We start from the raw sequence: 14,758 nt of genomic DNA on the forward strand, positions 1-14,758 counted from the left end.
GCGAAATAGAAGAACGACAGAGGATTTTTCTCTGCTACGGACGAACTACCTTCGGAGTCCGTCCTCTTAAGCAACCTGTTCGCAGTGTCGGAGACCATACTGCTACACAGGCGGTTTTGTCTCCGCAGGCGCGACATAACAGTGTCGCGCAAATCCTTGGCACGTTGTAACGCACGGCACCTACGAATTAAGCGTTTGATACAATTTATCTTCGCAGGCCCTATCTATCATAACACGCTAACAAATTGTGCGGCACTGTCATGCCGCACCCAGCGTAGAATCGCCGACCTGTGTAGCAGAATGGGATCTGACACTGCGAATAGGTAAAGAAATGGGAGCACACTGTGCTCTCCTACGGTAGAAAAAATCCTCTGCCATTCCTTGTTTTCGAAGCGGTCGCCGATCTCTGGTCTGCGCCAGACTCGGAAACAAAAGGAAACGGGAGTTAAGAGGGTAGAAACCGTAGGTGTCTACCCTCTTGCCCACCGCGCGGGCGCGGCGTCAGCGCAGTTACACTCGCTTCCAAGCGACCAATGCAACTCCTGCCGAGATAAACTCCGTCACCCAGAACGCATGCCAGACGCCATTCGCGCCCATAATCCTACACAGCACGACCGCGATCGGCAGAATGACTACGGTATACCGGCACAGCGAAATCACGAGTGACGCCGTACCCTTTCCGAGTCCTTCCAGTGCGCCGGACGCCGTAACCGAAACCGCTGAAACAAGAAATCCCACACAGATAATGCGCAGCGCATGTGCACCGATAGCTACCGTCCGGACATTTTCGGTGAAAAGTGCCATCAGCGGAGACGCGAACGCCAGACACAGCACAGTGCCGATCATCATAATGCACGCACACAGCGCAAGCGCTACCTGAAAAATACGGCTGACGCGTTCCCGCTCACCCGCACCGTAGTTGTAACCGATCACCGGACGCATCCCCTGAATAATGCCGCTCGCAGGCAAATACAGGAAAGTCTGCAATTTGTAATAGATGCCGAGCACGACCACATACGCCTGACTGAGCTCAGCCAGCAGCGCATTCAGACACGAGATGAGCAATGACGGCAGCGCCAGATTGAGTGCCGCCGGAATGCCGACCGCATACAGCCGTGCCGTAATGCCTCGAGTACCGTGCAGCCCCTTGCGTGTGATATGCACGGACACCGGCTGCAGCCGATATATCACCAGATAGAATGCCAGCGTTACCAGCTGGCCGATGCCGGTGGCGAGCGCTGCGCCGCGCATGCCAAGCTGCGGGAACGGCCCGATACCGAAGATGAGCAGCGGATCCAGCACGATATTTGTCACACAGCCGAACAGCAGCGCTGTCATGGTCACCTGCATGCGACCCATCGCCTGATAAATCTTCTCGAATGCGAGGCCGACCATGATAATCACCGAGAACGCGAACGCGATGGACGCGTACTGCGTACCCATCTCCGCTACCTGCTCGGAATCCGTGAACAGCCGCAGGAAACGCGGCATGACGGTGATGCACACGATCATGCTCACTACGCCGTGGACAATCGAGCATGCAATACCGCGCGTCGCCGCCGCGTCTGCCTTATCAATCTCACCGGCACCGAGATGATACGAAATCACTGCGTTAATGCCCACGCCGAAGCCGATAGCGAGCGCGTTTATCAAATTCTGTACCGGATAGACCAGTGACAGCGCTGTTATCGCGTCCTCTCCTATTTTTGCAACAAACAGGCTGTCGATAATGTTATACAGCGAGTTCACCAGCATGGAAACCACCATCGGCAACGCCATTGAGAGCAGCAGCGGCAGTATCGGTTTTTCCCGCATAAAGCGTTGGTTCACGTTCGGTTCCTCCCTTTTGTGCAAATAAAAAAACCGCACGGCCGGAATCCCGGTCGTGCGGCGAAAAAGAACATCTTGAGATGCTGTAAAAATCCACACAAATTTTAGTGAAATAAGTTTATCATAAAAGGTGCGGAATTGTCAAGCCGTCAGTTAATCTCGGTCGGCAGATCGACATAGCTGTCCAGATCGGTCGGCAGCGTAATCTTAACCGCATCGCCGGTAGCGGTTACCTTAGCGGTTGCGTTCAGGGTTGCGCTGATGGTCTCGCCCTCTGCCGTAATATCAACCGTACCGGAAATCGCGGTATCGGTAAGCATGCCATTGACTGCCTTCGCGGTAACATTCATATCGCGGGTTTTGATGGAAACACCGTCCAGCATGCCGCCGAGCAGCTCATCAAACAGGTCGGAACTGAAGACACTGTTCATGTTATACTTAACGGTCATACCGCCGTTGCCCTTGGTAATGCTCTCAATCGCGCTGACCGGAACAGAACTGTTCATAGCAGAAATCTCCATGCCGTTCAGCACATCATCAAAGGACATCGCCATTTTGTACTTGCCCTGTGCACCCATATCCATGTAGTAAGTGCCATTGGTGAAGTAATAGTTAATATCCTGCGAAATACTGGTATCGCCGCCGTTCGCCAAAGACGGGTCGATCGTCATGTTCAGCTTGCCGCCAAATGCCATCACGGACTTATCCAGCTCCTTGAGGTTCATATCGGTCTTAACCGTCATCGGCATGGACATATCGAGCAGCTTGGTGGTGCCGAGTTTAACGCTTGCCTTGATGTTCATATCCATAGCCATCTTGGACTCCGCCGAGGTGTTCTTCGCAGCGGTGTTGAATGTGTCCGCGTCTGCGAAAAATGCGCCCAGAGAAGCAGCCTTGGTCTTGTCAACCGCACCGTCTGCAACCAGCTTATCGAGCAGAATGCTGTCACTGCCCTTGACATCGGTATCAAGCGCGGTCAGGCTCATTGCAACTACGTTGTCACGCAGGAAATTCTTGGTGCTGCAATTGACATCGTCCACCAGGCCAACCTGCTCACCGAAATCCAGTGCTTTGGCATAGGTAAAATCGCCCTTGGCATCCGAGTAGCCGAGTGCGCGCAGCAGGAACGTGGTATACATCTGTGCAGAGCACTTGCCGGTCGGGTTATAGGCAGTCTCACTCATGCCGTTGGCAAGGCCGTTATCGTACAGGTACTGCACATACGGCTTTTCCCAGCCCTTCAGATCGGTAAACGGTGCGGTGTAGGTCAGCTTTTCCGCCTCAGCCTCCTTGCCCAGCAGGCGGACCAGCATTGCCGAAGCCTCGGCACGGGTAGGTGCCTTGTCAAGCTGGTAACCCTGATTCGTGCCCTGGAACAGTCCCACGTCCTTCAGGCGGTCCGCACAGTTTGTGAAGTTCGCCGCACCGGCTGTTGCCGTAATGCCGGCAGCAACCAGCATGGATGCCAGTGCGATTCTCATCTTTTTCATATTATCTTCCTCCTTTTGATTGAAAAAGCCAATAGATTTTCTTTATTATAGCATGGTTCTTAGGAAAAGTAAACAACAATTCAGAAACGATGCGGCTATCTGATGCATGATTGCAAATCCGCGCAGAACATGGTAAACTAAAGGTGCTTTTTGTCGGTTGTTTTGCCTTTCTGACAGCAATTTTACCATACAGGGATGTTTGCTACATGGTTTTCAGCAGTCTGATTTTTCTATTTTTCTTTTTGCCGGCGGCGCTGTTCTGCTATTATATCGTGCCGCAGAAATTTATCCGAGTGCGGAACGCGGTGCTGCTTTTATTCAGCCTGTTCTTTTATTTCTACGGAGAGCCAAGGCTGATCGGCATGCTGATTTTTTCGATACTGATGAACTACCTGTTCGGCCTGTCCATGCGCAGTACATACAGAAAACCACTGCTCATTTTGTGCGTTATCGCTAATCTGAGCCTGCTGGGCGTGTTCAAGTATCTCAATTTCTTCATCAGCACGGCGGACAGCCTGTTCGGACTGGGTATTCCGGTGCCGGACATTGTCATGCCGATCGGCATCTCGTTTTACACCTTTCAGGCGCTCAGCTACGTCATTGACGTATACCGCCGGGAGGTTCCGCCGCAGCACGATCCGTTTTCGCTGGCGCTATACGTTTCCATGTTCCCGCAGCTTATCGCAGGCCCGATCGTACGCTACCACGATGTCAACGTGCAGCTTGCCGTGCGAAAACACTCGTTTGCGCAGTTTTCCGAGGGTATCAGCCGCTTCCTGTTCGGGCTCAGCAAAAAGGTACTGCTGTCCAATGTGTTCGCGCAGATTGCGGACGGCGTATTCAAATATGCACCGAGCGAGCTGTCCGCTGCCGGTGCGTGGATGGGCGCGATTGGCTATACGCTGCAGATTTACTTCGATTTCTCCGGCTACTCGGATATGGCGATCGGTCTCGGCAAAATGTTCGGCTTCGAGTTTCTCGAAAACTTCAACTACCCGTACATCAGCAAGTCAGTCACCGAGTTCTGGCGCCGCTGGCATATCTCGCTGTCCACCTGGTTCCGCGACTATGTGTACATTCCGCTGGGCGGCAACCGGTGCTCGCCCGCACGGCATATTTTCAATCTGCTTGCCGTATGGACGCTGACCGGCTTCTGGCACGGTGCCAACTGGACGTTTATGGCATGGGGTCTGTACTTTGGCGTGCTGCTCATTCTGGAAAAGAAATTCCTCGCCGGATGGATTACGCGCCTGCCGTCCGTGCTGCAGCATGTCTATGCGCTGTTTTTTATCGTCATCGGCTGGGTGTTCTTCCGCAGCGATTCGATGGGACTGGCAGTGCAGTATCTCGGCAGCATGTTCACCTCGGCGGTGCCGCTCAACCGGTTCGTAATCGAATATCTGCTGCGGTTCTGGCCATACCTGCTGTTCGGTGTTGTATTGTCCGCACCGGTGTTCCCGCGTCTCAAGTCCACCCGTATCTGGCGTGTACTGGAGTTTCCGGTGCTGGCTGTCCTGTTCACACTGTGCCTGATGCGCCTGCTCGCCAGCAGCTACAACCCATTTATCTACTTCCGCTTCTGAGGAGGGCTGAGACATGAAAAACGCGAAGCATATTGTCAAAACCGTGCTGTTCTGCGGTACGCTGGCCGTTTTTTCGGCTGTCAGCGTATTCAGTCCGAAGGAAAAAGGCTCGTTTTACGAAAACCGCAGGCTGGCGGTCTTTCCGGTGCCGAGCGTCGAGACCGTGCTGGACGGCACGTTTTTCTCCGATGTAGAGACCTATATCAGCGACCACTTTGCCTGCCGTGTTCCGCTGCTGCGGCTGAACGTCCGCAAAGAGCTTGCGCTGCACAATCCGGTCGTCAGCAACACGGTTATCGCAGGCGATACGCTGCTGCCCTATCACGGCAAGCCGCGCACCGATTATGACCATGAAAATATGCAGACCGTACTGGATGCGCTCTCGCAGGTGAGCGCGGCGTGTGAGACTGTCGGTGCAAAGTTCATCTATCTGTCCATTCCCGAGCAGAGCAGTGCTTTGCGGTACAAATATCCGTCATACCTCACGTCCGGCACCTACACGGATGATTCCATGCGCACGGACTTCCTCGCCGGACTGGATGCGCGCGGCATTGACTGCCTGAACATGGCGGACTATCTCTGTACCGATTCGGAGAAATATTACAGCAAAACCGACCATCACTACAACTTTTACGGCGCGTATGAGACCTATCTGCGCACTATGGAGCACCTGCAGACGCTCGGCATAGACGCACCTGTCACCACCGATGTGACCATCGAGCAGATTGAGCGGCCGTTCCTCGGTTCCCGCTCCCGCAAGCTGCTCGGCGAGTACCCCACGGATGACAAGCTGTACCGCTTCACGCTCGGCACACCCGTACCCTTTACGCGAGAAGATAACGGCAAGCCGGTTGCCAGCACGGTGGTCAATGAGAATTTCAACAACGTGTACGATTACTACATGGGCGGCGACATTGGCGAAACCATTATCAAGACAAACCGTCCCGGTCTGCCGCGCGTGCTTGTCGTCGGCGATTCGTTCACGAACCCCTTAGAGGGTATCCTGTATACCTCGTGCGATGAAATGCGCAGTCTGGATTACCGTCACTATGACGGCGAGAATATCCTCGACTATATCGCAAAATATCAGCCTGATGTCGTGCTGTATGTCCGCGATGATCTGACCTGCATCACCACCCAAGGCAACGGCACGATGGGACTTGCGGAATAAAAAAGACACCCCTTGGGGTGTCTTTTTCAGGTAGACATGCGGTGTAATTGAGAACGGAAAATCCTTCTCGGGTTTTTACCTCAATTACTGCCAATCAAGCGGCTTCGGCTGCTCAAATGTAGTTGTTGGCTCACAGAAGATGTGCTCATGTGCACTCTTGAGGATGCACTCCATCACCTCAAGCGAATGCAGCGCCATCTCGCCGGAGGCACGCGGCTTGCGACCCTCCTCGAGCGCGTAGACGAGATCCACCAGACCGATACCGCGCGGGTTCTCGGCGTGGCTGACCGAATTGTACGGATGGCTGTTCGGCACGACCGGCCACGGCGCGTTTACGTTCTCCGGACGGCGCTCGGCATCCGCCCAGCGGTACTGGTCGGGCGTGCGCATGAGCGTATCGCCACCGAACAGGTTAGGACCGGAAATCGGATCCTTTTCATCAATGAGAACGGTTCCCTCGGTACCGTAAATCTCCATACGCGGCAGCTCGGAATCCCAGACGTCAAAACTGCAGGTCAGCGTCACCTGTGCGCCGCACACAAACTCAAGAATTGCGTTGATATGAGTATCCACGTCCACCGGCAGCACCTGTCCCTTGCTCGGGCCGGACGGCACGGTGCGCGTCTCTCCTGCCTTGGTGGCCATTGCGCAAACGCGCTTTACCGGGCCGAGCAGGCTGAGCAGCGCGGTGACGTAGTACGGCCCCATGTCGTACAGCGGGCCCGCACCCGGCTGATAGAAGAATGCCGGAGCCGGATGGTGGAACTCGTGCCCGTGACCGACAAACCACGCACCGCCGCCCGTGATGCGGCCCAGTCTGCCGCTGTCGATGAGCTCGCGGATGTTCTGCAAGCGACCGCCGAGGAAGGTGTCCGGCGCGCAGCCAATCAGCAGTCCCTTCTCCTTGGCAAGCGAAACAAGCTCCCTGCCCTGCTCAAACGTCATCGCCAGCGGCTTCTCCGTGTAGACATGCTTGCCTGCCTTCAAGGCTGCCAGATTATACTCATAATGTGCCTGCGGCGTTGTCAGATTGAGAATAATGTCAATATCCGGGTCAGCGATCAGCTCCATACCGGAGGCGTATGCCTTGGGAATACCGTGCTCCGCTGCCTTGCGCTGTGCCTTCTCCAGTCCGCGTGAGGCACACGCCACCACCTCGACTGCGTCATACTTTTTCAGATTGTTCAGGTAAACATTGCTGATGTCGCCAATGCCAATTACACCAACGCGTAATTTCTTCATCTTATGTTCCTCCCTTTGCTCTTTGACCATATTATAAAAGGAATGCAGGTGGTTGTCTTACAGTATCTTGCGATTTCTTACAGGCAGGAGACAGGAGTTTCGGTTGTGGTTTACCGCTGCGCAGGAGACCACCGGCCGCCCGACAACACGGGAAATCATCGTCCGCTCCTCACTTCTGCCTCCTTATTTCTCACTTTTTACGACTTGCATGTGCGGATATGCAATATCAATGCCTTCCGTGTCATAGGTGAGCTTAATGCCCTCGAGCACGGCGCACTTGAGCGCGAATGCAGTGGCGTTATCCTTCGCCCACAGCGATGCACGCAGGACAACTGCGGAATCCGCCAGCTCAAGCACAACGACCGGCACATCGGGCACGCCGTCCTTTTTCTGCTGCTCGGTGCGAATATCGAGGAAGGCCGGCTGCTTCCGCACCTCGCGGGCGAGCAGCTCTTTGGCTTTTTTGAGGTCGCTTTCGTAGGTAATCCCCACTGTCAGGAACACGCAGACCTTGCTGTCCGCATAGTCGGCGTTCTCGATGATGGCACTGTTCATCTTGCTGTTTGGGATGATGACGCGCTTGTTCTCGAACGTGCGGACCGCAGTATGGTGCAGCGTGATCTCCTCAACGCAGCCGGTGATGTCATTATCGACATAGCGCACGACATCGCCCATCTTAAACGGCTTGAATGCGAGGATCATCATGCCGCTGACCACGCTGCCGAGGGCTTCCTGTGCAGCAAGACCGGCAACCACCGCAATCACACCGCCGGTAGCCAGCAGAGTACGCACCGCACTCGACAGCACCGGAATCGCACCTACGATGACCATGCCGCCCGCAAAGTACACCGCAGCAACCGCTATGTAGCGCACAAATCCTAAGACGGTCGCAATACTGCTGTTCGTTTTCCGGTGACGATCAACCAGCTTTTTCATCAGCCGATTGACCAGTCCGGCCGCCGCCAGCGTCAGGAGCAGCACCGCCACGGCCAGTATTCCCGTGGAAATCAGCTTTCCCAGCGGCGATTCCATAAATTCTGTAAACCATTCAAACATCAGGGTTCCCTCTCTTTCCGGAGATAGGTTTATTATAGCGTATCTGCGGGTACGATACAATAGGAAAAGCCTCGGAGCATACATCTCCGAGGCTTTTCACACGTTCATAAATGATATCCTATCGTTTTCCTGATGCTATCACCGCATAACCTCCACGAATGCAGGTTGCCCGGCAGGATGCTTACCCTTCCGGATAAAACTCCGCCGACGGTTCGGTCAGATGCTCATACACACGCACGAACGAGCTTTCCATATACGCCGAAAGAAAACCGTTCAGCACAGCGGTCAGGCATAGCGCCGCCACCAGAGCCGCCGCGAATACCGCAATCGCCATGCCGGTGCTCATCGCAGTCAGGCCGACCGTACCGAGCAGGATACATCCCCACAGAACAACGGCGATCAGTACATACCAGCCGGTAAAGCTGAGATCGAACACAAACAGCTTCATCAGATTTCCGCGGAACGCCCATGAAGCCTCACGCGTAGCCGCCCATGCACTGCGGTTCTCATCCTGCGCGAGCAGGAGCCAGCCTGCGTTATAAGTCTGCAGCTTAACGCGAATCGGAATCATCACCAGCAGGTACACAACCTGCAGCGCTCCCGCAATCACCTGATACTGTGCCGTATCCGAGACAGCCACAGCAACCGAAAATACGATTGCCGAATAGATGACGGTCGGCACGATTGACCAGATAATGCCGCGCAGCCACAGCGTAAACACCATGCGGATGCCCGCCCAGACACTTTTCAGCGAGGTAAACGGATACATGAGTGTACCCACCGTTACATCCTCGCCGTGTGCGAGGCCGATGTAAAAGTGCATGAGGCCGAACTGCAGGGGACCCGTGATCGCCAGCATAAGCGCAATGCACAACCATACCGTATTCAGTCCACGCGAGAGTGCCGCCATCAACTGGTAATCATTCGCAGAAACACCGCCTGCGATGAGCGCGAACGCTCTGCCGAACACGGAAACGTACAGGATCACCATCAGCAGCACATACGGCACGAGGTACATCAGCTGGATGCCGATACACCGGCCAAGGTTTTCCATTACACGCGCCTTCTGCTCCCGCTTAAGCTGTCTGCGGGTCTCAGCTGTAAAATTGTTCATAAAATTCTCCATTTTCTTTATCATTCACCGACGTACACGACCTCATCCCGCTTGGAATAGGTGGAGCTGTTGGCCAGCACCTCGGTCGTCTTGCCGTTTTCAGTAATCTGCTTGTAGGTCTTGGTCGAGTAGCCCGTGATGCCCGAGGTCTCCACACGACTGTCGCCTGCCTCCATCGAGCTGTCCGTCTTTGTAACGGTCTCCGGCTTGTAGGTCTCGAGCACCTCTGTGCGGGTCGTGACCGTCTTGTCGCTCGTTTTGGTGCCGACAATGGTCATAATCATCTGACCGTCGGTCTGCTCGGCAAGAATCTTGACCGGATACGCCGTATTGTTGACGAACCGGAAATCCAGATTGCCGTAATCCACGGTTGCGTCCTCGCCAAGCGGTGTGTAGGACACGGTAAACGAATGATTATGCCGTTCGGTCACCTTCAAATCGGCACGCAGTACAGCCATGTACAGCGTCGAGGACGGCTGGCAGACACCGCCGCCGAACTCGTCAATAATCTTGCCGCCCGAGTAGGCATGCGCCTCCTGATAACCGCGTGCGGCTGTGCGCTCGCCAACCGTGCCGTTATAGGAAAACTCGTCGCCCGGATTGAGGATAGTGCCGTTGATGGCTTTAGCCGCCAGACGGATGTTGTTCGTACGCGGTGCGTTGCCCTCATCGAGATTGGTCGCCGTACGCGCGAGTGTATCGTGGAACAGCTTCGCCTTGAGCGCCTCTGCCGTGATGGACGGCTGGGTGATCGTCACAGGAATGGTGTAGGTCTCTTGCGAGCCGTCGCCAATGATCTCCTTGGCCTTATCGGTGTCGAACGACACGCCTGCCTTGCCTGCGATGATGGTCTTGCCGTCCTCCTTGCTGACGGTAGCGTTGACCGGGGCACCGATAATGTCGGCTGCAATCTTGTCAACGTCAATCGCCGGAGCGGCTGTCACATCGGTCGAGACCTCATACGGCTCAAAGTCCATCAGGCGGATCTGATCAGTCAGCGCCTGCTCTACCGCATCCGTGTCAAACTTGACGCCCGGCTTGCCGGAATGCACGATCAGATTGCTGTCCTGCAGCTCCCAGGTCGGATTGACCGGTTCGGTCAGCGCCGTGTCCGCGATTTCGTTGAGCGTGCCGCGCAGGCTTTCCTCGTCTACAGTTGCTGCAATCTGCGCCTCTCTGTGACCGCGCATTGCGCCGATGATATCGCGCACGCGCTCGATCGGATTGCCGGTGCGGCCTATTTCATAGGCGTTCTCGGCGGACTGGATGCCGTCCACGTTTTTCAGCACCTTATCGACCGGAATATCATAGTTGGAGCCGTAAATCGTCACCGTGACATTCTTGCCCTCGTACAGTGGCGCACTCTGGTCCTCGATGGTGTTTGCCGCATCATCGCGGTTCATGCCCCCGACCGCGATTGGTCCGACAGTCACGCCCGGAAAAACATTCGGGTAGCAGTACACATAGCCGAATGCACCGGCTGCCGCTGCAATGACAACGCCGACGGCAATCTTTACACCGATAGGAACACGACGTTTCTTCTTCGGCTGCTTCGCTTCCGTCTGGATGACCTGCGCCGGTTTTTCCGGCTTTTTGGCCTGCTTTTTGATCAAATGCGCTCCCTTCTTCGGTTTGTTTGCGCTTTTATCTGCCATGAGTATACCTCTTAACTAATCTATGCTTGGAATATGCTTTGGATTCTCGATGCACCCGCCATTATTCGACAGGTATACCTTTATATTATAGCGCCCTGTATTCATGATAGCAACCACAAATTCGGATAAATTCGGTATACGCCGTCATAATCTGTCGCTTTAACTTGCTATCACGGCTCTTTTCTGCTATAGTATTATTAGTATGCTAAAATTTTTGTGAAAAAGAGGAGTAAATGCAAGTGAAACAATTAGGACTGTTAATTCGACTGATTATCGGCATCATCGCCGGTATCCTCATCGGTATGTGCGGACAGTGGTTCGGCATCGCGGACACTGGGTTCTTCGTTGCCATCATCCGCCTGCTGGCAACCTTTACCTCGCTGTTCTCAACCTTCCTGTCATTCATGATCCCGCTGATCATCCTGTCGTTCATCACGGTCGGCATGGCAGAGCTTGGCAAGAAGGCCAACCGTCTGTTCGGTCTGACCCTGCTGCTGGCCTACGGCACAACCGTTATTTCCGGCCTGCTGACCTTCTTCATCGGCAAGGCCGTTCTGCCGGGGCTCATTCAGCCCATCACCGGCGATGTACTCGAGAGCAACGCCTTCGAGCCGCTGTTCTCCATCACGGTTGACCCGGTGTTCGGCGTTATGACCGCACTTGTGCTCGCGTTCGTGATCGGCATCGGCATGGCAAATCTTAAGGGCGATTCCCTGCTGAACGTTTTCCGCGATCTGCAGAAAATCGTTACCGGCGTACTCAGCCGCATCATCATTCCGCTGATCCCGATTCACATTGCTGGTCTGTTCGCCAATATCGCAGCCGAGGGCCGTCTGGCGGCTACCGTCAAGATGTTCGCTTCCCTGTATGCTATCATTATTGTGCTGCAGCTGCTGTACATCTTGTCTCAGTTTGGTCTGGCAAGCATTGTCTGCCGCAAGAACCACTTCAAAAGCATGAAGAACGCCGCTCCGGCGTACTTTACCGCACTCGGCACCCAGTCGTCTGCATCGACTATTCCGATTGCGCTGAACTGTGCATATAATAACAATATAAATAACGACGTTGCCGACTTTGTCGTTCCGCTGTGCGCTACCATCAACCTCAACGGCGATACCATCTGCCTCGTACTCGGCTCGATGGGCATCATGCTTGCAAGCGGCATGAACCCGACCTTTGCCATGTTTGCTCCGTTTGTATTCATGCTGGGCGTTACCATGGTTGCGGCTCCGGGTGTACCGGGCGGCGGCGTTATGTCGGCACTCGGCCTGATCACCTCGATGCTCGGCTTCACCGACCCGATGCAGCAGCTTATCATCGCCCTGCACTTCTCGCAGGACAGCTTCGGCACTGCTACCAACGTCACCGGCGACCAGGCGATTGCCCTCATCGTGGACAAGGTAGACCGTTCTGCTTCCGAAAAATAACCGGGAAGTTGTTTTATGACCATCCCCCGGTCATAAAACAACTTCCAATCTCCTGAAAGGCGGCGATTCCGGTAAATGGATATTCTGCTCGATATTGTGCATTCAGTTGACTACGGCGTTCTCGCGTACATCTCGGAGCACTGGCGCGGTGGTCTGTCCGACACAGTCTGGAAGGTGTTCTCCCTGCTGGGCAGCTACGGTGCTGTCTGGATTACGCTTGCCGTACTGCTGCTGTTCTTCCGGCGAACACGCCGCGCCGGTGCGGCGATGCTGATCGCGCTCGGTGTCGGCTTTCTGCTTGGCAACGTGTTCCTCAAGAACCTTGTCATGCGGCCGCGTCCATTTGTCACCCACACCGACCTGACGGCGCTGCTCGTTCCGGAGGACCCGTGGTCGTTTCCGTCCGGACACACGCTCAGCTCGTTTGCGGCAGCTTCGGCGCTGTACTTCTTCCACTATAAAACCGGTTTTCTGGCCTTTCTGCTGGCGGCAGCCATTGCGTTTTCGCGGCTGTATGCCAGCGTCCATTACCCGACCGACGTACTGGCCGGAGCGGTCATCGGCGTGCTGTGCGGCATTATCGCTGCATGGCTGACCGACCGCGTTACCGACCAGTGCCACACACTCCGGCTGAGAAAGGGCAAAAAATGAATCAATACAAACGCCTTCTCGGCAATACCTTTATCTTTGCGATAGGCACGTTCAGTTCCAAGATTCTCGTCATCCTCATGCTGCGTTTCTACACCGGCATGATGACGCAGGATGAAATGGGTGTCGCTGACCTGATCATCAAGACCACCAGTATTCTGTACCCGGTGGTGTCGCTGTCCATCGGACAGGCGGTCATCCGCTACGGACTTGAGCGCAAGTATTACAAGCGAAGCGTGTTCACCATTGCGCTCGTGACAGTGCTGTGCGGCTTTATTATCGCACTGCCGTTCCATCCGCTGCTGAGTCTCATCCACTATAACACCTCGGCGGGTGTTACCGGCTCACTGCTTGAGTATCAGTGGATCATCTACCTGTATGTTCTGACCTCGTGCACGCAGAACGTGTGCAGCCAGTTCATCCGTGCGCTTGGTCACGTCCGCCTGTACGCGATCGACGGCATTTTCCGTACGTTCGTCACCATCATGCTGAACATCCTCTACCTGAAGGTGTTCCGCTGGAACATCCTCGGCTATGTGTTCTCCATCATCTGCTCGGACGCACTTTCCACTGTTTGCCTGTTCATTATCGCCGGTTTGTGGAAGTACGTCAAACTCAAGCGTCTGGACACACACCTGTGGCGCGGAATGCTGGCGTACTCGCTGCCGCTCGTGCCGGATGCGATTCTCGTGTATATTATCGGCTTCTCGGATCAGGTGTTCCTCGCTTCCATGCAGGATACCGCAGTCAGCGCCATCTACTCGATCGCCTACCGTGTGCCAACACTGATTGCGCTTGTCGCGTCCATCTTTGTTGATGCATGGCAGATATCCATGGTCAACAACAACACCAAGGAGGAGCAGATCACGTTCTTCTCGAACGTCGGCAACACATACTCGTCCATCGTGTTCATCATCGCGTCCGGCGGCGTAATGTGCGCCAAGCTGGCTATGACAGTTCTCGCCGTGCCCAGCTACTATATCGGCTGGACGTTCATCCCGATTCTGGCGGTCGGCGCGGGCTTCAACTGCCTGTCCAGCTTCCAGAAAAGCGTGTACCTGCTGGAAAAGAAGACGGTTGCGTCCTTCCTGTCCACGGCATTCTCCGCGGTTATTAACATCGGTCTGAATGCTCTGCTCATCCCGCGGATGGGGGGCACCGGTGCAGCGCTGGCAACGCTCATCAGCTATGTGGCTCTGTTCCTGTACCGTGCGATTGACAGCCGGCGGTTCATGCCGGTCCGCTGGAAGGTGCCGCGCTTGGCGCTGACCGTGATTCTGCTTACCGTGCAGTCCATGCTCATGCTGTTTGAGCCGCCGCTGTGGCTCGTCTGGCAGATTGCGCTGTTCGGCGCAGTTGCGGCACTCAACAGCCGCGAGATGCTGCTCAGTGTCAAAAAGCTGCTGCATCGAGCATAAGCTTATATGCAAAGGGAATACCTGCGGGGTGTTCCCTTTTTTTGCGCTCCGAATGCGGAATGGGAGCCGTCCGGACGGTTGGATGGCCCCAAAGGATAGATACCAAGGTTTCTTATCCTCTTGG

11 protein-coding genes are annotated in these 14,758 nt (G+C 55.0%); 5 read left to right on the forward strand and 6 right to left on the reverse strand.

All coding sequences use genetic code 11. The annotated features are described in order from the left end of the window. Positions 1-510 precede the first annotated feature (510 nt). Together IEY11_RS07445 and IEY11_RS07450 are read right to left on the reverse strand one after the other, a co-directional pair. Positions 511-1,830, reverse strand: a complete 1,320-nt coding sequence (locus IEY11_RS07445; RefSeq protein WP_188886209.1) for an MATE family efflux transporter — start codon at positions 1,828-1,830, stop codon at positions 511-513. 149 nt (positions 1,831-1,979) lie between these two features. Beyond that, the gene (locus IEY11_RS07450; protein WP_188886210.1) at positions 1,980-3,320 is read right to left on the reverse strand and encodes an S-layer homology domain-containing protein; all 1,341 of its coding nucleotides are present in this window, start codon (positions 3,318-3,320) and stop codon (positions 1,980-1,982) included. A gap of 206 nt (positions 3,321-3,526) precedes the next feature. Between IEY11_RS07450 and IEY11_RS07455 the strand changes: the two genes are divergently transcribed. Next, entirely contained in the window at positions 3,527-4,903 is a 1,377-nt protein-coding gene (locus IEY11_RS07455; protein WP_118729812.1) for an MBOAT family O-acyltransferase, read from the forward strand. Positions 4,904-4,916: 13 nt separating this feature from the next. Then, positions 4,917-6,074 (forward strand): DHHW family protein, encoded by a 1,158-nt coding sequence (locus IEY11_RS07460; protein ID WP_118729811.1) that lies wholly within the window; start codon positions 4,917-4,919, stop codon positions 6,072-6,074. Between the two features lie 84 nt (positions 6,075-6,158). On the opposite strand, the gene IEY11_RS07465 is transcribed toward IEY11_RS07460, so the two are convergent. The 4 genes from IEY11_RS07465 to IEY11_RS07480 form a co-directional block, all read right to left on the reverse strand. Further along, on the reverse strand, positions 6,159-7,316 hold the full coding sequence (locus tag IEY11_RS07465) for a Gfo/Idh/MocA family protein (RefSeq protein ID WP_117487949.1): 1,158 nt from the start codon (positions 7,314-7,316) through the stop codon (positions 6,159-6,161). Positions 7,317-7,499: 183 nt separating this feature from the next. Then, on the reverse strand, positions 7,500-8,372 hold the full coding sequence (locus IEY11_RS07470) for a mechanosensitive ion channel family protein (protein ID WP_188886211.1): 873 nt from the start codon (positions 8,370-8,372) through the stop codon (positions 7,500-7,502). Between the two features lie 181 nt (positions 8,373-8,553). Continuing rightward, positions 8,554-9,486: a DUF975 family protein gene (locus IEY11_RS07475; protein WP_158578341.1), complete on the reverse strand. Its 933-nt coding sequence runs from the start codon at positions 9,484-9,486 to the stop codon at positions 8,554-8,556. A gap of 20 nt (positions 9,487-9,506) precedes the next feature. Next, a complete protein-coding gene (locus tag IEY11_RS07480) occupies positions 9,507-11,141 on the reverse strand; it encodes a VanW family protein (RefSeq protein WP_188886212.1) in 1,635 nt (544 codons plus the stop codon). A 239-nt stretch (positions 11,142-11,380) separates the two neighbouring features. On the opposite strand from IEY11_RS07480, the gene IEY11_RS07485 reads away from it, so the two are divergent. The 3 genes from IEY11_RS07485 (at position 11,381) to IEY11_RS07495 (ending at position 14,634) form a co-directional block, all read left to right on the forward strand. Then, a complete protein-coding gene (locus IEY11_RS07485) occupies positions 11,381-12,568 on the forward strand; it encodes a cation:dicarboxylate symporter family transporter (RefSeq protein WP_188886213.1) in 1,188 nt (395 codons plus the stop codon). Positions 12,569-12,643: 75 nt separating this feature from the next. Then, positions 12,644-13,219, forward strand: a complete 576-nt coding sequence (locus tag IEY11_RS07490; protein ID WP_118729806.1) for a phosphatase PAP2 family protein — start codon at positions 12,644-12,646, stop codon at positions 13,217-13,219. Then, positions 13,216-14,634 (forward strand): lipopolysaccharide biosynthesis protein, encoded by a 1,419-nt coding sequence (locus IEY11_RS07495; RefSeq protein ID WP_158578340.1) that lies wholly within the window; start codon positions 13,216-13,218, stop codon positions 14,632-14,634. Before IEY11_RS07490 ends, IEY11_RS07495 begins: the two co-directional genes overlap by 4 nt. The last annotated feature ends 124 nt before the right edge of the window (positions 14,635-14,758 follow it).

Origin of the sequence: Butyricicoccus faecihominis (assembly GCF_014648015.1) — a bacterium.
Taxonomy (GTDB): Bacteria; Bacillota; Clostridia; order Oscillospirales; family Butyricicoccaceae; genus Agathobaculum; species Agathobaculum butyriciproducens.